The sequence below is a fragment of the Streptomyces sp. NPDC087859 genome, assembly GCF_044742595.1.
Classification (GTDB): Bacteria; Actinomycetota; Actinomycetes; order Streptomycetales; family Streptomycetaceae; genus Streptomyces; species Streptomyces canus_F.
The window spans coordinates 55,566-80,620 of the sequence record NZ_JBIUUU010000031.1 but is presented as its reverse complement, the minus strand read 5'-3'; the positions used below and the strand labels follow the sequence as shown (position 1 = coordinate 80,620).

The window sequence follows — 25,055 nt, the reverse complement described above, 5'->3', positions numbered from 1 at the left end:
AACAATGACGGAACGCAATCCCATTCTGATCACCGGCGCCGGCGGCCAAGTCGGTGGCGTGAGCAGGCTGATGGTCGAGATGCTGCTCGAACAGGGCCACCCGGTGCGCGCGTTCGTGCGACGGGACGACGAACGCGCGCAGTCGCTGCGCGAGGCCGGGGCCGAGGTCTTCGTCGGCGACCTGCTCAAACTCGCGGACGTGGCCGCCGCGCTGAAGGGTGTCAAGCGCATCTACTTCAGCATGACCCCGCAGCCGTACTACGTCGATGCCCTCACCGTGATGGCCGCGGCGGCGCGAGCCCAGGGCGACATCGAGGCCTTCGTGCACCTGTCCAACTACGAGCAGTCGTACATGACGCTCGAGAAGATGACCGCACCGGATGAGGAGCGGCATTCCTGGCTCGGCGGAGTGGTCACGGACTGGTCACCACAGCAGCGGGCCCACTGGGTCTGCGAGCGGGTGCTGGACTGGTCCGGCCTGCCGACCATCAACGTGCGTCCGACTCTGTTCGCCGAGAACCCCCACCTGACCTGGATGCAACAGGGCCCGCTGAGCAACGGTGAACTGCGCCTGCCCTTCGGTAAGCAGCGGCTCGCGCCCATCGCCGTTCACGACGTGGCAGAGGTGTGCGTGAAGGTGTTGGTCGACCCCGCACCGCACATCTCGAAGTCCTACGCGCTCACCGGCCCGGAGCTGAAGGACATGTACGGGTTCGCTGAGGACTACGCAGCCGTGCTGGGACGCGAGGTCACCTACATCCCTGAGGAAGTGGAGGCCTGGAACGAGGCCTTCCTTGACGAGACCGTCCTGCAGGAGTCCCTGGGCGATCCGGGTGCGGCCAGGCACGTGGTGGCGCACCTGAGGATCCAGACCAGGCTGATCGCCAGCGGGCGGTACGACGCCCTCTCCGACCAACTGGAAACCCTGCTCGGGCGCCCACCGCGGACCGTGCGGTGGGCGCTGCAGAACAATACGCGCCTGGGCGAACTGGTGGGTGCTCCGAACCACTGAGCGCTTCGGAGTTACACCACACCGGAGTCCCCAGCCTGAGGGGTGCCTCTCAGGCGTCGGGGCGGCCGAACAAGGGGCGCTGTCAACGAGCGGCGAATCAGGTGACAGGTAACCCCTGACCAACCTTGTCGGACTCGTCGTGGTTCTCGTCCTCGCGGGGATCGGGCCAGCGGTCGAACGGGCCGATCTGGCCAGGGCGTTCGGCTCCGAGTGCCCCGGGGCCCTTCGTACGGTGCGACACCAAGGGGATCACGCGTGCTCCCCTTGGTGTCGGGCATGCGCGAGCACCGCGGTCACGATGTCGTTCGCCTGGTTCTCGGTCTGTTCAACGACCGTGCCCACCGCGTCGGTGGTGTCGTTTCCGGGCTTGGTGACGTCCACCCGGGATGGCCGGTGCGGGGCGATGATCTCCGGCCCGGCCGGGGCGCCGGTCTCCTCGGCTTCGGCGAGCGCGCGGTGGACGGAGACGACCGAGGGGTGCTGTCCGGCGTTCTTACCGGTCTTGATGGTCAGCTTCTTCGCGATCTCGGGACGGGGACGCCTTTGCCTTCAAGGCGGGGGCGAAGATGAGCATGTCGCCGTCGATGACCTTCGGCCGTGGCCGTGGTTACCCCGGAGGTAGTTGCGCTCGATCTGGGCGGCGGCGGCCAGGACGGCGAAGAACATCGCGCCCATGCCGCCGGGGCCGTGGGTGCCGTTGAGCGGGCCGGTGAGAAGTTCGAGCTGCATGCCGGCGGCCTGGAGCCGGCCGGAGAGGGCCATCAGCTCGGCGGCGTTGCGGGCCAGGCACTTGAGCACGTGGACGGTGAGGATGACCTCCTGGCCGGGGGCGGCCTCCTTGATGTCGTACGCCAGCTTGCCTTCTCCAGCTCCGGCCGGGTCTTGACCCGGATGGAGATCTTCTCGGAGAAGATTCGCTTGCAGACCGGTCCCAGTGCGTCGAGCTGGCTCTGCAACTCCTGCTTCGCGATCGAGCAGCGGGCGTACCCGATCCGGATCGGCTCGGCGGTCGACGCCGCCGGGGCCGCTTCCACGGCCACCCCGGGACGTGGTCCTCGGGCACCGGCACCTCATTCCTTCCCGCCGGCAAGGCATCCCCGACAGGGACCAGAAGGACTGACCTGGGACCAACTGGCGAATGCCGGGCTGCAGTTGCGGCGCCCGGAGGACGGCGGGCGGCACGTCGACGTGGGGGGTCTACGGCGACTACGCCTTCGTCAACCGCGGTTACACCACCGCCCCGATGCCTCGGGCCGCTGGCAGCAGAGCCGGACGCCCTTCGACCTGTCCGCCCGCACGGTCTGCCTGCGCGTCCTCGTCGACCGCACGTGCGACGAGATGTTCATCGACGACGGCCGTTAAGCGCACTCGACCGCGGTCTTCCCCGACCCGTCCGACACCGGGCTGGCCCTGCTCACCATCAACGGGCAGGCGGTGTTCCGGCCGGTGGGATGGCCGCGACGGATGAGGTCGGCGGCGCCCGGCGCGCCGGGGCTCTGGTCGAGGAACAAGCGCGAGGACCTCACCGGGCGCGCTCGGTTCCGCTTCGGCCGAGCCTCGGGGCCATGAGGTGGGGTGGGTCCCGCGTGAGGCAGCGGCCGCTGGGGCGTGATACGGGGGCTTCGGCTCGTCGTGACAAAATGGGGGGCGTTCGTCCGTCCGTTGATACTGCGAGGTTCTTCGTGAGCAAGCCCGTGGCCCGCGAGCCGGTGCGCCGTAATGCGCGGTCCAACCGGGCGCGCATCCTGGCCACGGCCCGTGAGGAGCTGGGGCGGAACCCCGATGTCACGCTGGAGGAGCTGGCGCGGGCCGCCGGGGTCGTCCGGCGCACCCTCTTCGGGCACTTCCCGGGGCGGGCGGCGCTGGTGGAGGCGCTCGCCGAGGAAGCCGCCGAGACGTTGCGGAACACGGTGGAGGCCAGGCCGGAGCCGGGGGAGTCGGCCGAGCAGGCGTTGGCGCGGTGCGTACTCCGGATGTGGCCCGTGGGCGACCGCTACCGCATGCTGCTGGCGCTCACCCGGCGGGACCTCGGCGCCGAGCGCGTCGCCGAGGTGCTCGCGCCGGCCCGGGAGGCCGTCACCGGGATCGTGGAGCGCGGGCAGCGGGACGGCGTCTTCCACTCCCATCTGCCACCGGCCGTGCAGAGCGCCGGCCTGATGGCGTTGATCGTGGCTCTGGTGGAGTCCGTCAACACCGGCGCGCTGGAGGACGACGGGCACCGAATCGCCACGGCCACCCTCATCGCGGCCGGCGTGCCGGAGGATCGGGCGAGCGCGGTGGTCGAGGAGGTCGCGTCGGCGATGGCTACGGCTCTCCCTGCCCACGGCACCTGATTTATCTCCGACTGACCCGTTCGACGAGGTGTCCCGGGCATCGTCGCGGCGGAAGGTGCCCGACTTGCCGGAGAAGTGGGCGGTGAGGCCCTGCTCCGTGGTGGTGACCGAGCGCAGTCGGAGGCCGTCGGGGATGTTCCGTGGCGCGAGCGGCTCGGCGAAGACCTGGACGAGCAACTTCTCACCGGCCTCGGGCAGGGCGACGCGGCCCGCGACCTTGAAGTCCTTGAACATGACGCGGTTGCCGGAGGCGCCGTAGCCCTGGTGCAGTTCCAGGCAGAGGACAGGTCCGCGTACGACAGGAAGGCGGTCGCCTCCGCCATTCCTTCAAAGGGAGTTCGGGGGCGGGGAGTGCGGGGCGGACATTCGGGTGAGTGGTGTACGGGCACGGGGCTTCAGACGGGACTCGGGGGCGACCCGGACTTCCGTACCTGATCGACCTTCGCGGCGGCTGTGTCCGGGGCGACTCCCGCGGCGATGAGGGCGGCGGTGGCGGCGCCGGTGCCGTCGTCGGACCACAGGCCGCAGTCTGCGCAGTCGAGCAGGGTCAGCACTTGGGCCTCGATGGCTCGGGCGAGCGGATCGGGCGGGACGGTGGTCTGGAAGACGCCCTGTCGGCGGCCGTGGGCGAAGACCCTCGTGGCCATGTCGCGGGCGGGGGCCAGTAGTTCGTCGACGCGTGCGCGTGCGAGGTCATGGCCGCGGGCCAGCCGGATGAGGGCGCGGTAACGGTCGCCGACGGGCCACACCATGAGGAGGAATCGCGCCAGGTCCGCGACGGCGTCGGGAGTCGGGGCCGGGGCACCCGCGACGGCGCGCCGGATCGCCTCCGCGGCCTCGGCGGCAAGGCCCTCGACGAGCGCGGCCCGGCCGGCGAAGTGGACGTACACGGTGCGCCGGGCCACACCGGCGGCACCGGCGATGTCCTCCAGGCTGCTGTCGGGGTCGCGGGACAGTTCCCGCCGAGCCGCGTCGAGGATCCGAGCACGGGTGGCCCGCGCGTCGCGACGCTGCGCCGAAGTCGCGGTCGAAGTCGGTGAGGGGGATGAAGTCGGAGCAGGAGGGGGCGGCGTCTCGTTGGGCCGGGCCGGAGACCGTCTCGGCCTCATCGTCGGTGTTCGTGCTGGTCGGCTGGTCACGTCGGTACCTCGAGGGCGGGTGGGAGGAGGGAGTCATCGCGATAGTTGCACACCGAGGGGCAATAAACTAGTCTGCACATCGATGGGCAATTAAGTGTTTCCGCTCATCCGCCCGTCCCTCTCAGGAGCTACTGATGCCCTTCCTTGCAAATACCCCCGTGGAGAAGATGACCGGGCCGTACGCGCGGCGCTGGTGGGCGCTGCTCGTGCTGTGCCTGAGCCTGCTGATCACGGTGATGGCGAACACGTCGCTGATCGTCGCCGCCCCCGACATGACCACCGACCTGGGTCTGAGCAGCAGTGATCTGCAGTGGGTCGTCGACTCCTACACCGTTCCGTACGCGGCGCTGATGCTGGTGCTGGGCGCGATCGGCGACAAGTACAGCCGGCGCGGTGCGCTGGTGCTGGGTCTGCTGATCTTCGCCGGCGGCTCGGTGATGGGGAGCATGGTCGACGAGACCTCGCTGGTCATCGTGGCCCGCGCGATCATGGGTGTGGGTGCCGCGGTCGTGATGCCGGCCACGCTGTCCCTGGTGGTCGCGACCTTCCCCCGGAGCGAGCGGGCCAAGGCCATCACCGCCTGGGCCGCGACCTCCGGGGTGGCGGTAGCCGTCGGCCCGCTGGTCTCCGGCTGGCTGCTTGAGGGCCACGCCTGGGGCTCGACCTTCCTGATCAACGTGCCGATCGCCGTCCTCGCCGTGTTCGGCGCGCTCGCCCTGGTACCGCCGTCCAAGGCGGAGGGGATGAGCCGGATCGACTACGTCGGTGGTCTGCTGTCGATCGTCACGGTCGGCTCCCTGATCTACGCCGCCATCGAGGGCCCGCACTCCGGCTGGGGCGTCGGCCCTGTCACCGCCGCCGTGGTCGCCGGTGTCGGTCTGGTCGCCTTCGTCGCCTGGGAGCTGCGTCACCCGCACCCGATGCTGGACGTCCGAAAGTTCGCGCTGCGGCCCTTCAGCGGCTCGATGCTCGCGGTGATGTTCTTCTTCTTCGGCATGTTCGCCGTGATCTACTACTCGACGCAGTTCCTGCAGTTCGTCCTCGGCTACGGAGCCCTGGACACGGGTGTACGGCTGCTGCCGCTGGGCGGTGCGGTGTTCCTCGGGTCCGCGGTGACCGGGGTGCTCGCCCCGAAGCTGGGGGTGAGGGTGATGGCCGTGACCGGCATGGCCATCGGCACGGCGGGCATGTTCCTGCTCACCCAGATCGACAAGGGGTCGACGTACGGGGACTTCCTGGTGCCGCTGATGATGCTGGGCCTCGCACTCGGACTGGCCATCTCCCCGGCGACCGACACGATCATGGGCTCCTTCCCCGAGTCCGAGCTGGGCGTCGGCGGCGGGGTCAACGACACCGCGCTGGAGCTGGGCGGGGCGCTGGGCATCGCGGTGCTGGGCTCGCTGCTGGGCACGGCCTACCGGGACGAGCTGACCGACCTGGTGGGCAACCGGCTCCCGGCGGAGGCGATGGAGACCGCCAAGGACTCGGTCGGCGCCGGCCTGGCCGTCGCGGAGCGGGTCGCGCAGGATCCCTCCGCCGGGCCCCAGCAGGCCCAGGCCGCCGTGGACGCCGTCCACCAGGCCTTCGCCCACGGAGTCGCCCAGACCAGCCTCATCGGCGCAATCATCATGGCCGCCGGAACACTGATCGTCCTCGCCATCCTGCCGGGTCGGCGCGGCTTCGCGAAGCAGAGCGCCGAGCCGGGCGCCGGGACGGCGGAGAGCGAGGCGGCGACTGTGAGGGAGCACACCGGGGCCACCCGATAGATCGCTGGCGGGGCGTCCACTGGATCGCCGGAGACGCATCCGCCAGGTCGCCCGCCGGGTGCGTCGGGCAGGAGCCCGGCGGCGCGAGACGCGCAGGGCACGGGCGTGGTCCACGGCCACACGGATCCTCAGCCGGAACACCTCACCGTCCTTGGCCTCCGGGCCGCCCCGAGTCTCTCCTCCGGGGCGGCCCGGAGGCCAAGGCCGTGAGGTGACCGCGGCGGTCGCCGCAGACGCCGCCCTGCGACGACAGGCGACCGCCGCTACGCCGCCGTGCAGCGCCTGCACGTCGAGCGCGGGGTCACCGCCGGGCGGCGCCTGGTGGGCCGCAATATCGGACTGACGTCCCCCGCCGTGCAGCGGCAGCTCGGCGTGGACCAGCCGGACTTCGGCGCACTGTTCGCCGACATGGCGGTGCCCGAGGGTCAGCCGATCGCCCCCGGCCGACTCCTCCAGCCGAAGGTCGAAGCTGAGGTCGCCCTGGTGCTGGGCACGGACCTGCCGCATCGCGCCCCGACCGTCGCCGACCTGTTGCGCGCCACGACGTTCGCGCTGCCCGCACTGGAGATCGTCGACAGCCGCATCGTCGACTGGGACATCACCATCGTCGACCCCGTCGCGGACAACGCTTCCTGCGGCCTGTACGTCCTCGGCGGTACCCCCGTCCCCCTGGACCGCGTCGACCTGCGGGTCGTGACGATGACCCTCACCAAGAACGGCGAGGTGGTCTGCGACGGCACCGCCGCCGACTGCCTGGGCAGTCCCCCTCTCCGCCGCCTTCTGGCTCGCCTCCCCACCCTCGCCGGGCTCGGCGACCCGCTGCGGGCCGGCGACATCGTCCTGACCGGTGCGCTCGGCCCGGTGGCCGTCGCCGCCGAGGGCGACGATTTCACCGCGCACATCGAAGGGCTTGCCAGCTCAGCGAGAGCATCGGCTCGGCGGCGCTCGACGTCGCTGAGTCCCGTGCCCTCGGGGCCGAGCAGCACCGCGGGCCGGCGGTCGATGCCGGTCGGGAGCGAGAGGTGCCCGATCATCGTCAGACCGTCGGCCGGATACCGGAGTCATTGAGTGAGTGCCAGGTTGTTAAGCCGGGCGATGCCTAGATGTTGCGGGTCAGGCGGTTGATGACGTTTCGCTGATCAGCGGATCTCGTTGTCGGGGTGCTCGCTGTCGTAGGACTCGCGGGCGCGAGCGATGTGGGCCCGGTGTTCGAGGGACCAGTCGGCAAGTGCCTTGACGAGGTGGGTCAGGCTTGCGCCCGTCTCGGTGAGCCTGTAGTCGACCTGGGCCGGTACGGTCGGATACACGGTCCGAAGGACCAGACCGTCTCGCTCCAGCCGGCGCACCGTAAGGGTCAGCATGCGCTGAGAGATCCCATCAATGGCGCGCTGAAGTTGCCGGAAGCGCTGTGGGCCGCTGGCGAGCTCGACGATGACGAGGACCGACCACTTGTCACCGACCCGGTCGAGGACGTCGCGGATCCCGCAGTCGGGGTGGTCCTGCTGTCCGCAGGGTTCGAGTTCAGCGGGTCCAGCGGTTACCTCGGTGTGCGTCACTGACACGAAACTGCCTCCTTGTGGGGCGACCTGGGCCGGTTGAAGATCTCACCGTAGTTACTGAAGAGAACCACGGTAGGGGACAGAACCACAATGATCATGGTGACCGGCGCGAACGGACAGCTCGCCTCCCTCACGCTCCAGGAGTTGGCCGAGCGCCACGTGCCCGCCCTGGGCGGCACTCGATCGCCCGCAGAAGGGCAGCGGCGACTCGACTTCGACGACCCCACGAGCCTCGACCTCACCGGCGTTTCCACGCTGGTCTTCGTCTCGGCGGGGTACGCCGAGGACGACCAGGTCATCACCCGGCATCAGGCAGCTCTGGACGCTGCGGTGCGCGATGGCGTGAGCCACGTGGTCTACACCAGCCTCACCGGCGGCGGTGACCACCTCGGCTTCGCGCTCGCCCATCGGGTCACCGAGCAGCTGATCAAGGTCAGTGGACTTGGGTGGACGGTCCTGCGTAACGGGCTGTACGCCGAACTCTTCGGGGCGCTCCTGACCTGGACTGCTGACGGCGTGGAATCAGCGTTCGCCGACGGCGCGCTCGCCGCTGTGGCGCGAGCGGACCTGGCCGCGGCCGCAGCCGTCGTGGCCAGCAACCCGACTTCGCACGCTGGCAAGACCTACGACCTGGTCGGCGAACCGATCAGTGCCGTCGGCATCGCCGCATCCCTCGGAGTCGCGCACCGGACCATCGGGCTCGGGGAGTACCGGGCCCAACTCCTCGCCGACGAGGCGCTACTGCCGTTCCAGCCGCCGATGCTCGCCTCGATCGCGACCAGCGTCCGCCACGGGTTCCTCAGCACCACCAGCCCCGACCTCGCCCAACTACTCGGCCGACCGCTCACCGACCCGCTCACCGTCGCCACGGACACCGCGGCCGCGATGCGCCCCGACGCTGGCTGACACGGATGGTTCACCGCAATGCGCCGCTGTCCATCGAAGGCCGCCGTCGCCTGATCGAACGCTGCCGCACCCGACCAATCGCGCACGTCGCCGCCGAGATGGGCATCTCTCGGGCGTGCGCCTCGAGGTGAGTTAACCGCTATCGGCAACACGGGGACCTCGGACTGTTCGACCGGTCCTCGACTCCGTCCCGCCAGCCGACCGCAACCAGCGCAGACGTCGTCGCGCAGTTCGAGGACCTGCGACGCAGGAACAAGTCGTCCACCTCCCGAATCGCCTTTGAGCTGCCAGAAGACGGCTGGACGATCAGCCGCCGTACCGCCTCACGGCATCCGCACACACTCGGATTGAACCACCGCCGGTTCCTCGACCCGAACGGAGAATCCAACCGCGAGCCACGGCGGATCAAAGCCCGCCGGCGCGGACACATGGTCCACATCGACGTGAAGGAGGTCGGGCGGATCCCCGACGGCGGCGGTTGGCGAGCCCATGGTCGAGGGAGCGATCAAGCCAAGGCTGCCGAGCGTCGGAAGCGGAAGGGCCAGCGCGCCGGATACGCCTACCTGCACTCGGCCGTCGATGGGTACAGCCGACTCGCTACCCGAATCGCTGAGCGATGAGAAGGCCAGCACCGCCATTGCGTCCATGCACAGAGCGCGCGCCTGGTTTGCGGCACACGGCATCACCCGCATCGAGCGGATCGTCACCGACAACGGCTCCTGCTACCGAGCCGACGCCTTCGCTCGGGCTCTCCTCGGGTCACGGCACCAGCGGATCGCTCCATACACGCCCTGCCACAACGGCGAGGCAGAGCGATACAACCGGATCCTTGCCGAGGAGTTCCTCTACGCCAGGACCTGGCAATCCGAAGACCAGTGAAGCCAGGCGCTCAACATGTGGAACGTCCACTACAACTACCACCGGCCGCACAGGGGCGCGGGAGGGCAACCGCCAGCTGCCCGACTACGTGACGGCGTCACCAACATCGTGGCCTCGTACACCCAGGTGGAAGGCCGGTGGGACAGGTCCTGAACCGGGCGTCGGTGGCTACCGCCAGGGGGTGCAGGTGATGGTGGTCTCCCTGACGGGGATGGTCGCCTTCGCGCAGACACGGAAGGCTCGGCTCGACGAGCTGCTGGTCGGGTAGGCCGCGGTCGTGATTCTGCCGTGGCCGACGACAGGTAGAACGGGCCGCGCTGGATCCACGAGGCCCCGCCGTTGTTCGTGACGTCCATCCAGACCAGGCTCGAGGCCGAAGGACAGTCACAGCTGTTTCGCGGCGTGTCGCGTCTGTCTTCGGCGAGAGTGGCACCCGAGTGATTCGCAATAGGCCGTGCCCGATGAGTAAGGCAGCCATGCCAGGTCTACAGCATGGAAACCAGTCTGGATCGATACAACAGGAGATTGAAGTGTCTACATCAGTGCTCGATATGTCGGTGTCTCTCGACGGGTACATCGCCGACCCTGACGACTTCCTGGGCGGTGAGGACGGCGAGCGGCTGCACAAGTGGGCCGACGCCAAAGGCGAGTCCGCTCGGACCGCCGCGCGGTTCCAGGAGGAGTGGAACGCGGCCGGTGCGGTACTCGCGGGACGGCGGACCGCCGAACTCATGGATCACTGGGGCGGCGATCATGGAGGCCTCCCGATCTTCGTGCCCAGTCACCGCCCGCCCGGCCCGGCCGCCCGCTGGGGCTATCCGTTGGTGACCTACGTGAACGACGGGATCGAAAGCGCGATGGCCCAGGCCAAGGCCGCCGCCGGCGACAAGGACGTGCAGGTGCGCGGTGCGTACACGGGGCAACGAGCGCTGGAAGCCGGAGTCCTGGACGAGGTGCAGATCCACCAGATCCCGGTGCTGCTCGGCCGCGGACGACGACTGTTCGACGTCCTGCCCTCGGAGATCGAGCTGGAGATCGCCCAGGTGATCGACACGCCGGAGGCCACCCACATCCGCTACCGCGTCCGTCGCTGATCCGGTCGCCCAGCAGAGCTGCCCGATCGCCTACGACCAGAGATCCATGACGGTGACCATGGCTGCATGAGAATCGATGTCCACGATCAAGGGGGAGGCCCCAAGGCCGGGTAGTTAGCGTTTTCGCAGGTCACGCAAGTGAGGCTGGAGACCATGGTGTTGCGGCGTAGAGGCCGGGGCCGAGCTTGTGGATGAGGCCGCTGGCGGCCCACCGATTCAGTTGTCTGTACATGGTTTCCAGGGTGATGTCGCCGAATTGGGCGGCGATTTCACGGGGCTGCCAGAGTCGCGTCGGGTCTTCCTGGAGCAGGGCCAGGATGCGGTGTCGGCGCCGCGCGACAGAGGTGGCGTGTCGGTCGTCCCGGGAGGCCGTGGGCAGCAGGGGTTGATCCACGGGTTCGAGGACGGTGACGTCGAGGCGGGTGACAGTGCGGCTGGTGTCGGGCCGGCCGTCGGCGTGGCGCTCGCTGTAGCGGGACATCGGTGACTTGACCTTGCGGGTGCTGACCCGCTGCCGGCGGGGCGGGAGCAGGCCGGTCAGGATCCGGCGGCCGATCGTCCCGAGGAGCGTGTCCGGCTCGGTGTCCGCGGTGACAATGCCGGCGGCCTGGACGACCTGGTCGCGGGCGGTTTGGAGCGCGATGCTGAAACAGCAGCGGTCCGGGTCGGTGCCGGGGAGGGACTCGGCGGCACCGACCATCACGGTGCGCAGGGCCTGGTAGAGCGTGAGCAGGGACCACATCTCCTGCTCGATGCCGGCCGGGTCACCCGAGCGCAGATTGCGCCCGTTCATGATCGTGTGGCGGAGCGCGTAGTACGCCGATTCATGCTCCCACCGCTGGTGATAGAGACCCACCAGCGCGGTGGCGGGGTGACGGCGGGCGTCGGTCAAGGTGGTGACGAGTCGGTAGGACCCGGTGAAGGACGTGCCGTCCGCGCAGGTCACGGCGATCTGTGCGTCGATGACCCGCACTTTCACGGTGCCGATCACCGAGAGGTAGGAGCCGTCGACGAGGCGGGTGAGGACCGGCGTGCGCCGGTTGTTGCGGAGCCGTCCCAAGACCTGGGCGCCGGTGTCGGTGACCTGCGCGAGGAAGGCGTTGCTGTCGAATCCCTTGTCCCACAACACCAGCATGTCCGGCCGCAGCAGGTGCAGCAGTCGGCGAGCGTAGCTCGTCTCGCCCTCAGCAGTGGGACCGAACACCGCGCCGACCAGAGCCCGGGTGCCGGTCTCGACCAGCGTCATCAGCTCCAGCGTCGGATAGCCATGATGCGAAGTCCTGCCCAGCCAGGCCCGGTTCCGCTCTGAATCGGGGACCCTCAGCGAACTGCAGCCGTCGAACGACACCATCCGGAACGGACCGAAACGCGCCCCTGGCGTCGTCGGCCGGGCCAGCAACCCGGCCAGCACCTCGAACAACTCCCGTACCGGTGCGCTGCCGATCCGTCGGCGCAGGTCACGCAACGCCTTCGCCGACGGACAGACCACGGGCATCCCGGACAGGCCCGCGGTCAGCTTGTCCCAGACCAGCCGGTAGCCGACCTCGGGGAACAGGCACATCGCCAGCAGGAAGTAGACCCCGACCCTCGACGGAAGATCACGCAGCCGCCGCTGCACCGCCCTCGCCTCCGCAAGGACCGCGTCCACGAGCTCGAACGGCACGACCGCCGTCAGCTCTCCCAGATGCCCCGGTGCGAACCGGCCCCCGGCCACCGTAACCGTACGTGTGATGGTCGTCAGTGCGGGCGGCACGACACAATGCGAAGGCAACGGAGCTCCTCGGATACAAGCTGTCTTGGACGACTGCCTGTACCAACGAGCTCCGTTGTTCTCAGTCGGAAATCCTTCAACTGGCTTGCGTGACCTGCGAAAAAGCTAACTACCCGGCCTTGGGGGAGGCCCCGGTGGCGAGGCGGCAGGGCCCAGATCAGTCATGCCGCCAGCCAATCACCATGCCCAGCAGCGATCAAGATGCGCCGGACGATCAAGCCATCCCAGCGTAGTGCTCAAGGTGTTGAAGACGAAACAGGTGGTCGGGGCCGAGCGCAGTGTCGCCTGGGATACGCCTGCGGAGGGTGTCCTGATCGGCAGGGAGGACGAAGTGCCGGAGCGGAGTGGCAGGTTGGGCAAGGCCTGAGTTGGTTTCGTGTCAGTACTGCTCGACCGGGACCGTCATGGCGTGGGATGTCATGGGCGCAGGGGGTTGCAGGTGTTCAGGCGTTGCGTGGGTGTCCTGGGCTGTTCACGTTCGGGGCCTCTGTACGGCGGATCATCTCCACCACCTGTACCGCCTGTTGGGTGTGGGCCCACAGCCGTACCGGCCCGGCGGAGGATTCGCATTCGATCACCAGCGCGCTGGACGGGAGCCACAACATTTCCCGCAGGGTCGTTTCGCGTGCGCGGACGTATCGCAGGTCTGTCGGGAGTTCGCGCAGCCGCGTCCGCGACCAGCGGGGCTCCCATCGGAACTCGCGTCCGGTCTGCACCCGGCCCAGGCTGTATCGGCGTCCCTCGGCGGGCAGGTTGGCCCCGACCGGGAAGGAGACGACGGCCCCTGCTGCAGCCCGGGCAGCGGTCCGCCGCACGCGCCATGCCACGACTATTGACCCGATCACCATGCCGAGGAGGGTGCAGAAAGCTGTACTCATGCGCGAAGTAAAACAGGCGGCCGACGAGAACGGCTGCTTGACCTGCCTCGAGCTTTCCTCGTCCTTCACCACGCGTCAGCGTGAGGTGGGAAAGGCTCGCTACCGCGTTGTGCCAGGCGGCTTCCGACTGGGGGCGCGGGCCGGCCGAGGCGGCCTGGGCGGTGGAGACCTGGCGGGACTGCCGCAGGGTGAGCTGATCACTGCCTGGTTCGGCCCCGGCCCGCTGGTGGACAGCGCCGTGTGACGGTGCAGACCGCGACCGGCTGCCGGTCACGCGGATCGGCAGCCGGCGCTCGCCACGGTTGGCGGGCGAACGGGTCAGGAGGCGCTCTCGTGCAGCCAGCCCGAACACGAGTTCATGTCGTAGGTTTGGGTGGGGTATTCACCGAGGCAGACCCGGTACTCGACCCAGCCGGACTCCGGAAGGCTCATGTTGATGTCAAGCCGGGATCCATATCCATACTGGTTCCAGTCTCTGATCTGCGTGTTGCCGCTGTCGGACCGGTAGTACATGACCATCACCGAGTGGCCGTCGGCATTGTTGTCCCAGACCAGCAGGTGCTCGCCGTCACGGACGAACGACGCGGACCCGTCACAGTAGTTCGGCTCATCGGTGCACAGGTCGCCGGCGTGGGGGCCGGGGTAGGTGACGGTGTAGGTAGAGGCGGAGGCGGGGGCGGCCACCGCGAGTACGGCCAGCATGCCTGCGGCAGCGGCGCCTATGAGCTTGGAGTGCTTCTTCATCCTGGTGATCCTCTGATTGACGGTGGCGCACCTGCGGCCGGCGAGTGCAACGGGCGTCGGACGCAGGTGAATCGAGAGCGAACGGATGCTAGCGAAAAGGTTGATCTTGGACCAGGGTCAGGAGCCGTTTCCTGATCATTCCTCATCGCCGACGCCTCGTCCCTGGCGTCCGGAACTCGGGGCCGTCGGCCGGATCGCCGCCTACGACGAGCGGGGAACCGACCTCGTGGGCACCTTCACCGCCTGCTTCGCCCGCTCCCGCAACGTCGCCGGCATCGTCCGCGCCCTGCACATCCACACCGACACGCTTCTCAAGCGGATCGAGCGCATCGGCGGGCTGCTCGGACAGGCTGGCAGCGGCCCGACAACGCCCTGGGACTCCAGCTCGCGGTCCACCTGCACGACCTGGCCCGGCAGATCGACCAGGGCGACATCGGACCGGTCTGATCACCTTCGCCGCGGTGCCCGACCGGATGACCTACTGGCTTCCCGACCCGTTTCCCGGACCCCGGAAAGTTGAATTCTCCCTGGCTGGAGTTCTTTTGCGCCGCCATTCTTGCCTCTGAGGCAATTCCGTGCAGTCGAATGCATGTGCGTGGTGAGAATTCCGTAACCCTGCTTTATTCCGGATGACCTCATTCGGTAATTCCCGCTGGCTGGAGTGGTCTTCACAAGCAGCGGCGAGGCCTCAAAACCTCGGCGCCCCGCATGGAGGATTTCATGCCTGAGCTGTATTTCCATGTGCGCTGGCCCGACGGCGAGACCCAGCGTTGCTACTCACCTTCCACGGTAATCGAGGACTATCTCACCACAGGTGGCGTGTACGAACTCGGGGATTTCCTGGAGCGGAGCCGGACGGCGCTCGGTATCGCGAGCGAGCGGGTCCGCGAGAAGTACGGGTTCGTGTGCACCGGGGCCTTCGACCAGCTGGCGCAGATCGAGGAGACCGCGGCCGCGTATGCCTCCCTGGACCGGCCCGAGGTCACCGTCGAAGCCCTGAGCAACGCCGACGGGAGCGCACGGTGAGCCCCCGGCTGGCCGGGGCCCACTACCCGGTGGCGGTCGTCGGCGGCGGTCAGGCGGGACTGTCGGTCAGTTACTGCCTGCGCGAACGCGGCATCGACCATGTCGTCGTGGAGCGGCACCGGGTCGGCCACGAGTGGCGCGAGCGTCGCTGGGACTCGTTCTGTCTGGTGACCCCCAACTGGCAGTGCAAGCTGCCCGGTTACCCGTACCAGGGCAGCGACCCCGACGGCTTCATGGTCCGCGACGAGATCGTCCGCTACCTGGAGGATTACGTGGCCCACTTCCGGCCCCCGCTGGTGGAGGGGGTGTCCGTCACCGGACTGCGCCGGGGTGCCGGTGGCGTTTTCGAACTCGCTACCAGCGAGGGGGAGTTCACTGCCGATCAGGTGGTCGTGGCCACCGGCCCGTACCATACGCCGTCCGTTCCGCGTCTGGCCGAGCGGCTGCCCGCGAACATCGAGCAGATCCACTCCTCGCGCTACCGTAACCCGGATCAACTGCCCGCGGGCGGCGTCCTGGTGGTCGGCACCGGGCAGTCCGGCGGCCAGATCGCCGAGGACCTGCACCTGGCCGGCCGACAGGTCCACCTGGCCGTCGGCGGCGCACCGCGGGTCGCCCGTTTCTACCGCGGCCGCGACTGCGTCGCCTGGCTGGACGACATGGGCTACTACAACAAGGGCATCGACGAGTTCGACGACGCCGGCGCTGTCCGGATGCGGGTCAACCACTACGTCACCGGACGCGATGGTGGCCGCGACATCGACCTGCGGGCCTTCGCCCGTGACGGAATGCGCCTGTACGGGCGGCTGACCGGCATCGACGGCACGGCACTCGCCTTCGCCGACGACCTGAAGGTCAACCTCGACCGGGCGGACGCCGTCGCCGAAGGCATCAAGGACAGCATCGACGCGTTCATCACCGCACGGGGGATCCAGACTCCCGACGAGCCCCGCTACGTCCCGGTGTGGGAACCCTCCGAGCAGCCCGAGGCGCTGGACCTGGCCGAGGCCGGCATCACCTCGGTCGTCTGGTCGACCGGGTTCCGCCGTGACCACCGGTGGATCGAGGCACCCGTCTTCGACGGCCGCGGCTACCCGATGCACTGGCGGGGCGCCACCAGTACCCCCGGCCTGCACTTCCTGGGCCTGCCCTGGCAGTACTCCTGGGGTTCCGGGCGCTTTGAGGCGGTGGGCCGGGACGCCGAGTTCCTGGCGAACCACATCGATGTCTCGCGCCGCATGGCCGACGTCTGCGGCACCCTCACCGGCGCCCCCACGGAACTCACCTCCGCGCTCCCGATCGGCTGAAGGACGTATCCGGTCATGGTCTTCGACGCACACCGCCACATCGGTGTCCTGCCCGCCTACCCCTTCTACGGCGGCCCGCCCGTCAACCCCGATACCACCGCCCGCGCCACGGTCAAGCAGCTGATCGCCGACCTGGACGCGGAGGGCACCGAACGCGCCCTGGTCATCCCCAACTACGGTGTCCCCGACCCCGCGCTCGCCTTCTCCTTCAACGAGTTGGCCGTCGAGGCCGCTCAGAGCGACGACCGTGTCCGGGCCGGACTGTGGGTCTCGCCGCGCCCGGAGGACGCGGAGCGCACCGAGCGCGCCCTCGCCCTGGCGGGGGAGCGAGGCGTGAAGGCGCTGAAGCTGAGCTTCCTGCTGGGCGGGCGCCCTACCGATCCGGCCTGCCGTCCGATGCTGGACCGGATTTTCCAGGAGGCCGGCCGGCACGGCCTGGTCGTCCACGTCCACACGTCACCCGGCGCGGCCTCCGACATCGACGAGGTCGGCAACCTGGTGGACTGGTACGGCGACCAAGTCCCCGTCCATCTCGTGCACTTCGGCGGCGGGATGAGCGGCCACATCAAGCTTGTCGGTTCACGCTTCTTCGACTGGATCGAAGGCGGCAAGCGCGTCTACACCGACCTCTCCTGGGCCATCGGGTTCACTCCCCGCTGGCTGGCCCAGGAGATCGAGCGCCGCGGCATCGGTCACGACCGCGTGCTCTTCGCCAGCGACCAGCCGTGGGGCGACTTCACGGGCGAGTACGCCCGGCTCGCCGAAGCGACCGGCGGCGGCGAACTCGGCGAACTGGTTTTCCGGGGCACGTTCGCCGCGCTCTACGACTGACCACCGACCCCACCAGACCGCCTACAGCGACCTCCACCACACCGCATCCAGGGAGACATCCATGTCCGAAACCGTCGAACTCTCCGAGATCGAGCAGAAGTCCCTCAACGAGATCCCCCACCCGTCTCTGCCCGAGGGCACCAGCATCTACGGCGCCACCAAGGTCTTCCCCGACTACATGGCCGAGGACGGCGAGACCTACTTCACCCTCGTCCACGGCATCGCCCACGAGTCCTCGGTCTCCTTCGTCGCCGTGCTCCAGGCCACCCGCGCACTGCGCAAGGGCTTCGAGACGGCCATCTACTTCTACGGCCCCGGCTCCCTGAACTGCCTTGCCACGCGCGGCTTCCCGACGGTCGGCAACTCTGCCTTCCCCGGCGAGCACAACATCAACAACCAGCTCAAGACGTTCATCGCCGAGGGCGGCAAGGTCTTCTGCTGCCGCTTCGGCCTGTCCCTGCACGGCGCCCGCGAGGAGGACCTCATCGAGGGCGTCATCCCCACCCACCCCCTCGACGTCCAGGACGCGCTGATCCACTACGCGCGCAAGGGCGCCATCATCAACTCGACCTACCAGCTGTAAGGGGCACGCCGTGAGCGTTGGCACCGATACGACCAGTACGGCGGTGGACGTGCGGATCATGACCCGCGCCGAACTGGCCCTGCACGGCGTCGCGTTGGACGCGCCTGTGCGACGGCCGGACGGCGCGGGGCCCAGCGACGACGGACACGTCCTCGTCGACGGTGCCAACGCCGCGCTGCCCACCAACCCCGACAGCCCCTACTCCGTACGCGACGGCAAGGTGTGGCTCGGAGACGAGGAGACCGGGCTCACGTTCAAGGCCGTACAGCGTCCGAGGTTCTACGACCTGACGACCGCAGACGGCATCCGCTACGAACAGATCGCCCGTCTGCACGGCGCCGACGTCCTCGCCACCACCATCGTCCAGACCTGTATCCGCTACGCCGAGTCCGACCGCTGCCGCTTCTGCACCATCGAGGAGTCGCTGCGCTCCGGAGCGACGGTCGCCGCCAAGACTCCCGCCCAGCTTGCCGAAGTAGCCGAAGCGGCGGTGCGGTTGGACGGTGTGCAGCAGATGGTGATGACCACGGGCACGACGACCGGACCGGACCGGGGCGCACGGAATCTCGTACGGTCCGTGCGAGCCGTACTGGAAGCGGTACCCGGACTGCCCATCCAGGTGCAGTGCGAACCGCCCGGCGACCTGTCCTGGATCCGCGAGCTGCACGCGGCCGGGGCCACCGCCATCGGCATCCACGTCGAATCCCTCGACGACGAGGTGCGGCGCCACTGGATGCCCGGCAAGTCCACCGTCCCGATGTCCGAGTACGAGGCGGCGTGGGACGAGGCCGTCCGCGTCTTCGGACCCAACCGGGTCTCCACGTACCTGCTCATCGGCCTGGGCGAGGATCCCGACGAACTCATCGCGGGTGCGGGGCAGTTGATCGACCGGGGCGTGTACCCGTTCGTCGTGCCCTTCCGTCCGATGGGCGGCACGCTCGCCGCCCGTGACGGGGTCGGTGCCCCGAGCGCATCGGTGCTGCGGTACGTCACCGAGGGCGTCGCCGCGAAACTGCGCGCCGCCGCGATGAGCGGCGCCGACCAGCAGGCCGGCTGCGCGGCCTGCGGGGCGTGCAGCGTGCTGAAGACGGCGGGCGGCTGATGGCCGTGAACCTCGACGGCTCCACGGCACCGCCTGCGGCGGACTGGCCGGTCGACATCCTGGCGCTCCTCGGCGACCGCAGCACACTCGCTCGCCGGCCCGCGTTCCACATCGAACAGGCCGCTGACACAGGTGAGGTGGCCGCCTATCTCCGACTGCGCCGGGACGCGTTCGTCCACGTACAGGGCCTGTTCACGGGCCACGACCTCGACGACCGCGACGCCGACCCTCGTACGCTCGTGCTGGTGGCCAGGGACCACGCCGGCACCGTCGTCGGCGGCGTACGACTCGGCCCTGTCGCCGACGGCCCCGACATCGGCTGGTGGGCCGGCGGCCGGCTCGTCGTCGCCCCCGGCGCCCGTGGCCCGCACGGCATCGGCGCCGCACTCGTCCGGGCGGCCTGCGCCCGGGCGGAGGCCGAGGGCGTGCTGCGTTTCGACGCGACGGTCCAGCTCCGCAACGAAGTCCTCTTCAGGCGGCTCGGCTGGCACCGGGTGCGGGAGACGACGGTCGCCGACGCGCCACACGTGCTGATGCGCTGGCCGATCGGGCGGATCGCGGATCTCGTGGCGGCCACCAAGGCGCCCCTCGGGCCACTCCTCGCGGCCCTCCCCACAGCGGCGGCCCGCGCCCTCGGCCGGGACCCGGTCGGCGGGGCCCTGGGAACCAGCGCGCGGTCCGTCCCCGGCGGACCCGGCTTCGTAGGCGATGACGGGGCCCCGGTCCCCGGCACGGACGTGATCGCCGCCTGCGACGCGATCGTGCCGTCCATGGTCGAGCGCGATCCCGAGTGGGCGGGCTGGTGTTCGGTCCTCGTGAACGTCAACGACCTTGCGGCGATGGGTGCCTCACCGCTCGGACTGCTCGACGCCGTGGGCGCGAAGGACGCCGCGCACGCCGCACGGATCCTCGCCGGACTGGGGCGCGCGGCGCAGGCGTACGGCGTGCCGGTCCTCGGCGGGCACACCCAACTCGGCGTGCCCGCCGCCCTGTCGGTGACGGCCCTGGGCCGCACCGACCAGCCGGTGCCGGGCGGCGGCGGGCGTCCCGGACATGCCGTACGCCTGACCGCAGACCTCGGCGGGAGCTGGCGCGCGGGTTACCGGGGCCGCCAGTGGGACTCCACCAGCCACCGTCGTACGGACGAACTGCGCACGATGACCGGCGCGGTGGCCGCCGCGAGGCCCGCCGCCGCCAAGGACGTGTCGATGGCGGGGATCGTCGGGACCCTCGGCATGCTCGCCGAGGCGAGCGGCTGCGGGGCGGTGCTCGACGTGGCCGCCGTGCCCCGACCGGATACGGCCTCCATGGGCGACTGGCTGACCTGCTTTCCGGGTTTCGCGATGCTCACCACCGACATGCCGGGCGCCCCGCCCCTGTCGGCCGGACCCGCGATGGGCGCCGTCTGCGGGGAGCTGACAGAAGGACAGGGGGTCGGGCTGCGCTGGCCCGATGGAGAGATCACAGAAGCGGTCACCTCCACGGTGACCGGGATGGGGACCGCATGAGCACCCTGCGTATGGCGGCCGTGGCCGCCCAGTTCGGCCGTGACCTGGAAGAGGACTTCGCGATCGCCGAGCGGCTGATCAAGGAGGCCCGGGCCGAGGGCGTACAACTGCTGGCGCTGCCGGAGGCGTGCCTCGGCGGGTATCTGCTGAGTCTCGACGACGACAGCGAACTGGACGAGGGCCCGCCCGCCCTCGCACTCCACGGCCCCGAGATCCGCCGACTGGCCACCCTGGCAGGCGAGATGACGGTCGTCGCCGGCTACTGCGAAGCGGCCGGTGAAGCCCGCTACAACAGCGTGGTGTGCGTCAACGGCGACGGCGTCCTCGGCAACCACCGCAAGGTCCACCAGCCGCTCAGCGAGGACGCCAGCTACGCCTCCGGCGACCGTTTCCATGCCTTCGACACGCCGGTCGGGCGGATCGGCATGATGATCTGCTACGACAAGGCGTTCCCGGAGTCCGCGAGGGCGCTGGCCCTGGACGGCGCCGAGATAGGTGTGGTCGTCTCGGCCTGGCCGGGCTCGCGCACCAACGCCGTGACCGACCTCGCCGGTGACCGCTGGAAGCGCCGCTTCGACCTCTTCGACCGGGCCCGTGCACTGGAGAACCAGATCGTGTGGGTGTCCGCGAACCAGGCGGGTACCTTCGGGTCGCTACGCTTCGTCGGCAGCGCCAAGGTCGTCGACCCGGGCGGCGACATCCTCGCCGACACCGGTGTCGAAGCCGGCCTGGCGATCGCAGAACTCGACGTCGCCCAGGCCCTGGAGACCGCCCGCCGCTCGATGGGGCACCTGCGCGACCGGCGCCCGGAAACCTACACCTACGCAGGAGCAGGCAGGACATGAGCACGATCCGGATCGCGGCCGCCGCCGCCCACTTCGGCCGCGACCTGGAGTTCGACCTCGCGCGCATCGCGAAACTCATCGACGACGCCCGGTCCTCGGGGGCCGGGCTGCTGGTCCTGCCCGACGCCGCGCTCGGCGGCTACCTCGCCGACCTGCGCCACCCCGACCCGGAGGCGCTGCCCCCAGCCCTCAAGCCGGACGACCCGCTGATCCTTCACGTCGCCCGCCTGGCAGCCGAGATGGTGGTCTGCGTCGGATACTGCGAGGACGGCGGCGACGAGCGCTACAACGCAGCCGTCTGCGTCAGCGGCGACGGGATCCTCGGCCGCCACCGCAAAGTCCACCTCCCGGCCGGTGAAGTCGCCGCCTACGCGCCGGGCGACCGCTTCGACGCCTTCGACACCCCGGTCGGCCGGCTCGGCATGCTCATCGACTACGACAAGACGTTCCCGGAGTCCGCACGGTCGCTGGCGTTGGACGGCGCGGAGATCCTCGCCTGTCTGTCCGCGTGGCCCACCAGCATCACCAACCGCGCCCCGCGCATGGCCCAGGACCGCCAGGCCAAGCTGTTCGACCTCTACGACCAGTCCCGCGCCGCCGAGAACCAGGTCGTCCTCGCCTCCTCCAACCAGACCGGCGCCATGGGCGGCATGCGCTTCCTGGGCCAGTCCAAGGTCGTCGGCCCCGGCGGCGACATCCTCGCCCGTACCTGGGCCAAAGCAGGCCTCGCGGTCGCCGAGGTCGACGTCGCCGAAGAGATCGACCGCGCCCGCCGCATCCTGCGCCACCTCGACGAACGGCGCCCTACCGCCTACCGGGAGACCCGCGCGTGAACATCGCCCTCCTCAGCTATTCCACCAAGCCGCGCGGCGGCGTCGTGCACACCCTCGCCCTCGCCGAGGCGCTCGCGGCGGCAGCGCAGGACGTCACGGTCTGGTCGCTGGGGCGGGGAGGCGACTCCGGCTTCTTCCGCGAGGTCGGCCCAGATGTGCGCGTACGGATCGTGCCGTTCCCCGACGGCCCCGCGGGCGAGACCGTCGGCGAGCGCATCCTGCGCTCCATCGCCGTCCTCGGCGACGCCTTCGAACCCTTCGCGGCGACCTACGACATCGTCCACGCCCAGGACTGCATCAGTGCCAACGCGGTGGGCGGCCGCTGCGTCCGCACCGTGCACCACCTCGACCAGTTCACCACCCCCGAACTGGCGGCCTGCCACGAACGGGCCGTCGTCGAGCCGCATGCCCACATCTGTGTCTCGCGCGCGGTCGCGGACGAACTCACCGCGGGCTGGGGCATCAAGGCGCAGGTGATCCCCAACGGCGTGGCCTACGACCGCTTCGCGGCCACCGACCCGGCGGACCGAGAGGCCTGGCACGCCCGCCTCGGCCCCTACGTCCTCACCGTCGGCGGTATCGAGCCCCGCAAGGGCTCCCTCGACCTGCTAGAGGCGTACGCGCTCCTGCGGATCGACCATCCCGGCGTACGGCTGGTGGTCGCGGGCGGCGAGACCCTCTTCGACTACCGGGAATATCGCGCCCGTTGGGAGACCCGGGCGTGCGAACTCGGCGTCGAACCCGTCGTCCTCGGACCGGTACCCGACGAGCAACTCCCGTCCCTGGTCGCCGCCGCCGACGCCTTCGCCTTCCCGTCCCTCAAGGAGGGCTTCGGACTCGCCGCGATGGAGGCGCTGGCCGCGGGGGTGCCGCTGGTCGTCCGCGACCTCCCCGTCCTACGCGAGGTCTTCGGCCCCGTCGCCCGCTTCGGAGCCACCCCGGAAGGCCTCGCCGACGAACTCGGCCGAGCCCTCACACGGCACGACCCGGTCAGGCGGGCCGCGGGCCGCGAACTGGCCGCCCGCCACACCTGGAACGCAGCCGCCCGACGCCACCTGGACTTCTACCGCTCCCTGACCTGAGCGCTCCGCGCCGCTTCGACGGACATGTGCCGGGTAACTGATCGCCCATCGCCGTGAGCTGCCCCGAGTTCCGCAGCGGCCGGTGTGCGTGATGTGAGGCAGCGTTCATGGCGGCATGGGATCGGTGGTGCTGGGTCTCGAAATCCCTGGGCGGGAGGTATCGAGAAGCAGCTGGAGCCCGCCCCCGATGCGGAGCTGACTAGTGTTGGGAGCCCGACGGATCATGGGGGGCTTGTGAGTCTGAAGAACGCCTACGTGGAGATCGCCGCGCAGGCCGTAGCGTTGCTGGACGCACCGGAAGTGGCCGCTTCGTGGGAGAAACCCAGCGCGTTGGCCCAGTGGACGGTCAGCGGTCTGGCCGGCCACCTCGCGTATCAGATTTTCAGCGTGGATCCGGCGCTGGAGGGGCCCGTCTCTGAGCAGGAACCCATCCCCGTGCTGGAGCACTATGCGCGGGCGGTGTGGATCGACGCGCCGCTCGACGGCGAGATCAGCTCTGGAATCCGAGCGAAGGGCGAAGGCATCTCCTTCGAAGGGGTGCGGGGTCTGGTCGAGCGCGTCCATGCCGCGCTCGACCGGCAGCGAACCGGCCTTGAGGAGGTGCGCGGCGACGGGGTGGTGTTCATGCCGCAAACAGGGTGGGCACTGACCCTGGACGATTTCCTCGTGACCCGGATGGTCGAGCTCGCTGTACATATGGACGACCTGGCGGTCAGCGTGGGCCTCAGCACGCCGGAACTTCCTGGCGCCGCCCTCGATCCTGTGGTGGCGCTGCTGACCGGGCTTGCCGTCCGGCGCCACGGCCAAGCGTCACTGCTGCGTGCCCTGACCCGCGCGGAGCGGGCACCAGCTGCGATCAACGTGTTCTGAACGCTGCGTCGGCCCGTTCGATCTGGGCTTTGGAGCGGGCGAGGCGGTAGGACTCGGTGCCGGTCTGGATGATGGCGCCGTCGCAGGTCACGCACGTGTCGTCGAAGCCCTCGGGGCGCCACGGCCGCAGCGAGCTGCTCGTGCAGGGGGGATCCTGCCGTGCGCGGCCGGGGTGTCGACAGCGGGGTGCTGCGGGGCTGCGAGGCCGCGGCGCCGCCTATGCCCAGCTCCGGTTCGCCCGCCCGCTGGCCACCGACCTGCGGCCGGCCTTGGGAAAGGCCGGCGGAGCCGAACAGACTGACACCCGCCCGCGTCCGCAGAGGCTTGGGAAACCTGCACGCGAAGACCGGGCCGCCAGCCGGTGCACCGAAACCGTCCCGGCCCGGACCAGGTCGGCCCCGGGGTCGAAGAACCGCCGCCAAACCACCCGTCATGGCCTGGGCAGAATTCTCGCCCCCCGCGAGGCGTACAGCCGAGCCGCCCACCACAAAGTCGGCATCAAACCACGGCGCACGCTTCATCGCCTTGGCTCGCGAGGTCCACCGCGCTACCGAAGTCGTCGTCCTCGAAGGGCCGGCTTCCCTCGCGGAAGTCGCCTCGCGAGTCACCCACGCCTCCAGCGATCTCTCCCACATCATGCGGCGGATGACCGAGAACGCTCACGCGGGAGACAGAACCGGCAAAGCCGAGGACACTGCCCTTGCTGCCGAACGAGAGCGAATCCTCTACCAAGCAGTCAAGAACTTCCGCGTCGCAGCCCGCAGTGTCATCGGCAACACGAACTGACACAGCGAATCCTGGCTGGAACGACCACCACCAACATGCAGCCGACCTTGTCCGGCACCGGCGAACCCCTGCTCGTCCAGTCCACGGAGCGCCTGCGCAAGCGACCCGTCTTCCAAGGCCGCAACGCCCAACTGGCCTTCTTCCACGCTGATTCCCACGCCAAGGTCTCGATCACACCATGGCAGTACAGTGCATCCTGAA

26 protein-coding genes and 6 pseudogenes are annotated in these 25,055 nt (G+C 69.6%); 22 read left to right on the top strand and 10 right to left on the bottom strand.

Going from position 1 to position 25,055, the window contains the following annotated elements; translation table 11 throughout:
• The first annotated feature begins 4 nt into the window (after nt 1-4).
• The gene (locus ACIOHP_RS46910) at nt 5-1,012 is read left to right on the top strand and encodes an NAD(P)H-binding protein (protein WP_401897522.1); all 1,008 of its coding nucleotides are present in this window, start codon (nt 5-7) and stop codon (nt 1,010-1,012) included.
• A 249-nt stretch (nt 1,013-1,261) separates the two neighbouring features.
• Here ACIOHP_RS46910 and ACIOHP_RS46905 read toward each other — a convergent pair whose 3' ends face one another.
• The 3 genes from ACIOHP_RS46905 to ACIOHP_RS46895 all read right to left on the bottom strand — a co-directional run bounded on the left by ACIOHP_RS46905 (nt 1,262) and on the right by ACIOHP_RS46895 (nt 2,046).
• Nucleotides 1,262-1,393, bottom strand: a complete 132-nt coding sequence (locus tag ACIOHP_RS46905) for a hypothetical protein (protein ID WP_401897519.1) — start codon at nt 1,391-1,393, stop codon at nt 1,262-1,264.
• Nucleotides 1,394-1,561: 168 nt separating this feature from the next.
• The gene (locus ACIOHP_RS46900; RefSeq protein WP_401897516.1) at nt 1,562-1,810 is read right to left on the bottom strand and encodes a resolvase; all 249 of its coding nucleotides are present in this window, start codon (nt 1,808-1,810) and stop codon (nt 1,562-1,564) included.
• A complete protein-coding gene (locus ACIOHP_RS46895) occupies nt 1,774-2,046 on the bottom strand; it encodes a recombinase family protein (RefSeq protein WP_401897514.1) in 273 nt (90 codons plus the stop codon). Before ACIOHP_RS46895 ends, ACIOHP_RS46900 begins: the two co-directional genes overlap by 37 nt.
• An 82-nt stretch (nt 2,047-2,128) precedes the next feature.
• On the opposite strand from ACIOHP_RS46895, the pseudogene ACIOHP_RS46890 reads away from it, so the two are divergent.
• Nucleotides 2,129-2,455: pseudogene (locus ACIOHP_RS46890) on the top strand (GH32 C-terminal domain-containing protein); the annotation flags it as partial.
• A 239-nt stretch (nt 2,456-2,694) separates the two neighbouring features.
• Entirely contained in the window at nt 2,695-3,345 is a 651-nt protein-coding gene (locus ACIOHP_RS46885) for a TetR/AcrR family transcriptional regulator (protein ID WP_401897511.1), read from the top strand.
• 395 nt (nt 3,346-3,740) lie between these two features.
• Here the strand turns inward: ACIOHP_RS46885 and ACIOHP_RS46880 are convergent, their stop codons facing one another.
• On the bottom strand, nt 3,741-4,325 hold the full coding sequence (locus tag ACIOHP_RS46880) for a TetR/AcrR family transcriptional regulator (RefSeq protein WP_401897553.1): 585 nt from the start codon (nt 4,323-4,325) through the stop codon (nt 3,741-3,743).
• A 293-nt stretch (nt 4,326-4,618) separates the two neighbouring features.
• On the opposite strand from ACIOHP_RS46880, the gene ACIOHP_RS46875 reads away from it, so the two are divergent.
• Both ACIOHP_RS46875 and ACIOHP_RS46870 read left to right on the top strand, forming a co-directional pair.
• The gene (locus ACIOHP_RS46875; protein ID WP_401897509.1) at nt 4,619-6,250 is read left to right on the top strand and encodes an MFS transporter; all 1,632 of its coding nucleotides are present in this window, start codon (nt 4,619-4,621) and stop codon (nt 6,248-6,250) included.
• Nucleotides 6,251-6,658: 408 nt separating this feature from the next.
• Nucleotides 6,659-7,108, top strand: a pseudogene (locus ACIOHP_RS46870) (2-keto-4-pentenoate hydratase); the annotation flags it as partial.
• Nucleotides 7,109-7,164: 56 nt separating this feature from the next.
• Here ACIOHP_RS46870 and ACIOHP_RS46865 read toward each other — a convergent pair.
• Nucleotides 7,165-7,284: pseudogene (locus tag ACIOHP_RS46865) on the bottom strand (dienelactone hydrolase family protein); the annotation flags it as partial.
• A 105-nt stretch (nt 7,285-7,389) separates the two neighbouring features.
• Entirely contained in the window at nt 7,390-7,812 is a 423-nt protein-coding gene (locus ACIOHP_RS46860; protein WP_401897507.1) for a winged helix-turn-helix transcriptional regulator, read from the bottom strand.
• Between the two features lie 87 nt (nt 7,813-7,899).
• Here ACIOHP_RS46860 and ACIOHP_RS46855 point away from each other — a divergent pair, with 87 nt between their 5' ends.
• The 3 genes and pseudogenes from ACIOHP_RS46855 (at nt 7,900) to ACIOHP_RS46845 (ending at nt 10,688) form a co-directional block, all read left to right on the top strand.
• Nucleotides 7,900-8,715 carry an NAD(P)H-binding protein gene (locus ACIOHP_RS46855; protein WP_401897505.1) on the top strand — a complete coding sequence of 272 codons (816 nt, stop codon included), beginning with the start codon at nt 7,900-7,902 and terminating at the stop codon, nt 8,713-8,715.
• 5 nt (nt 8,716-8,720) lie between these two features.
• A pseudogene (locus ACIOHP_RS46850) lies at nt 8,721-9,747 on the top strand (IS481 family transposase).
• Between the two features lie 377 nt (nt 9,748-10,124).
• Nucleotides 10,125-10,688, top strand: a complete 564-nt coding sequence (locus ACIOHP_RS46845; RefSeq protein ID WP_069757968.1) for a dihydrofolate reductase family protein — start codon at nt 10,125-10,127, stop codon at nt 10,686-10,688.
• Between the two features lie 130 nt (nt 10,689-10,818).
• Here ACIOHP_RS46845 and ACIOHP_RS46840 read toward each other — a convergent pair whose 3' ends face one another.
• The 4 genes and pseudogenes from ACIOHP_RS46840 to ACIOHP_RS46825 form a co-directional block, all read right to left on the bottom strand.
• The gene (locus ACIOHP_RS46840; protein WP_401897502.1) at nt 10,819-12,441 is read right to left on the bottom strand and encodes an IS4 family transposase; all 1,623 of its coding nucleotides are present in this window, start codon (nt 12,439-12,441) and stop codon (nt 10,819-10,821) included.
• A gap of 235 nt (nt 12,442-12,676) precedes the next feature.
• Nucleotides 12,677-12,865: pseudogene (locus tag ACIOHP_RS46835) on the bottom strand (ATP-binding protein); the annotation flags it as partial.
• A gap of 37 nt (nt 12,866-12,902) precedes the next feature.
• On the bottom strand, nt 12,903-13,409 hold the full coding sequence (locus ACIOHP_RS46830; protein ID WP_401897500.1) for a hypothetical protein: 507 nt from the start codon (nt 13,407-13,409) through the stop codon (nt 12,903-12,905).
• Nucleotides 13,410-13,655: 246 nt separating this feature from the next.
• The gene (locus ACIOHP_RS46825) at nt 13,656-14,081 is read right to left on the bottom strand and encodes a hypothetical protein (RefSeq protein ID WP_401897499.1); all 426 of its coding nucleotides are present in this window, start codon (nt 14,079-14,081) and stop codon (nt 13,656-13,658) included.
• Between the two features lie 106 nt (nt 14,082-14,187).
• Here ACIOHP_RS46825 and ACIOHP_RS46820 point away from each other — a divergent pair, with 106 nt between their 5' ends.
• The 14 genes and pseudogenes from ACIOHP_RS46820 to ACIOHP_RS46755 all read left to right on the top strand — a co-directional run bounded on the left by ACIOHP_RS46820 (nt 14,188) and on the right by ACIOHP_RS46755 (nt 25,054).
• Entirely contained in the window at nt 14,188-14,601 is a 414-nt protein-coding gene (locus ACIOHP_RS46820; RefSeq protein WP_401897496.1) for a helix-turn-helix domain-containing protein, read from the top strand.
• Nucleotides 14,602-14,801: 200 nt separating this feature from the next.
• Nucleotides 14,802-15,107, top strand: a complete 306-nt coding sequence (locus tag ACIOHP_RS46815; protein WP_401897494.1) for an MSMEG_0570 family nitrogen starvation response protein — start codon at nt 14,802-14,804, stop codon at nt 15,105-15,107.
• A complete protein-coding gene (locus ACIOHP_RS46810) occupies nt 15,104-16,414 on the top strand; it encodes an MSMEG_0569 family flavin-dependent oxidoreductase (RefSeq protein ID WP_401897493.1) in 1,311 nt (436 codons plus the stop codon). The genes ACIOHP_RS46815 and ACIOHP_RS46810 overlap by 4 nt, the downstream gene beginning before the upstream one ends.
• Nucleotides 16,415-16,429: 15 nt before the next feature.
• On the top strand, nt 16,430-17,245 hold the full coding sequence (locus tag ACIOHP_RS46805) for an amidohydrolase family protein (RefSeq protein ID WP_401897491.1): 816 nt from the start codon (nt 16,430-16,432) through the stop codon (nt 17,243-17,245).
• Between the two features lie 61 nt (nt 17,246-17,306).
• Nucleotides 17,307-17,828, top strand: coding sequence for an MSMEG_0572/Sll0783 family nitrogen starvation response protein (locus ACIOHP_RS46800; RefSeq protein WP_361559034.1), 522 nt, complete (start codon nt 17,307-17,309; stop codon nt 17,826-17,828).
• Between the two features lie 10 nt (nt 17,829-17,838).
• Entirely contained in the window at nt 17,839-18,930 is a 1,092-nt protein-coding gene (locus tag ACIOHP_RS46795) for an MSMEG_0568 family radical SAM protein (protein ID WP_401897489.1), read from the top strand.
• Nucleotides 18,900-20,438: an MSMEG_0567/sll0787 family protein gene (locus tag ACIOHP_RS46790; protein WP_401897488.1), complete on the top strand. Its 1,539-nt coding sequence runs from the start codon at nt 18,900-18,902 to the stop codon at nt 20,436-20,438. Before ACIOHP_RS46795 ends, ACIOHP_RS46790 begins: the two co-directional genes overlap by 31 nt.
• Nucleotides 20,435-21,283: a carbon-nitrogen hydrolase family protein gene (locus tag ACIOHP_RS46785; RefSeq protein ID WP_361559025.1), complete on the top strand. Its 849-nt coding sequence runs from the start codon at nt 20,435-20,437 to the stop codon at nt 21,281-21,283. The genes ACIOHP_RS46790 and ACIOHP_RS46785 overlap by 4 nt, the downstream gene beginning before the upstream one ends.
• Nucleotides 21,280-22,116, top strand: coding sequence for a carbon-nitrogen hydrolase family protein (locus ACIOHP_RS46780; protein WP_401897487.1), 837 nt, complete (start codon nt 21,280-21,282; stop codon nt 22,114-22,116). The genes ACIOHP_RS46785 and ACIOHP_RS46780 overlap by 4 nt, the downstream gene beginning before the upstream one ends.
• A complete protein-coding gene (locus ACIOHP_RS46775; protein WP_401897485.1) occupies nt 22,113-23,198 on the top strand; it encodes an MSMEG_0565 family glycosyltransferase in 1,086 nt (361 codons plus the stop codon). The genes ACIOHP_RS46780 and ACIOHP_RS46775 overlap by 4 nt, the downstream gene beginning before the upstream one ends.
• A gap of 234 nt (nt 23,199-23,432) precedes the next feature.
• On the top strand, nt 23,433-24,068 hold the full coding sequence (locus ACIOHP_RS46770) for a maleylpyruvate isomerase N-terminal domain-containing protein (protein WP_401897483.1): 636 nt from the start codon (nt 23,433-23,435) through the stop codon (nt 24,066-24,068).
• A gap of 212 nt (nt 24,069-24,280) precedes the next feature.
• Nucleotides 24,281-24,477: pseudogene (locus ACIOHP_RS46765) on the top strand (transposase); the annotation flags it as partial.
• A 23-nt stretch (nt 24,478-24,500) separates the two neighbouring features.
• The gene (locus tag ACIOHP_RS46760) at nt 24,501-24,854 is read left to right on the top strand and encodes a hypothetical protein (protein ID WP_401897557.1); all 354 of its coding nucleotides are present in this window, start codon (nt 24,501-24,503) and stop codon (nt 24,852-24,854) included.
• 35 nt (nt 24,855-24,889) lie between these two features.
• Nucleotides 24,890-25,054, top strand: a complete 165-nt coding sequence (locus tag ACIOHP_RS46755) for a hypothetical protein (protein WP_401897480.1) — start codon at nt 24,890-24,892, stop codon at nt 25,052-25,054.
• The last annotated feature ends 1 nt before the right edge of the window (nt 25,055 follow it).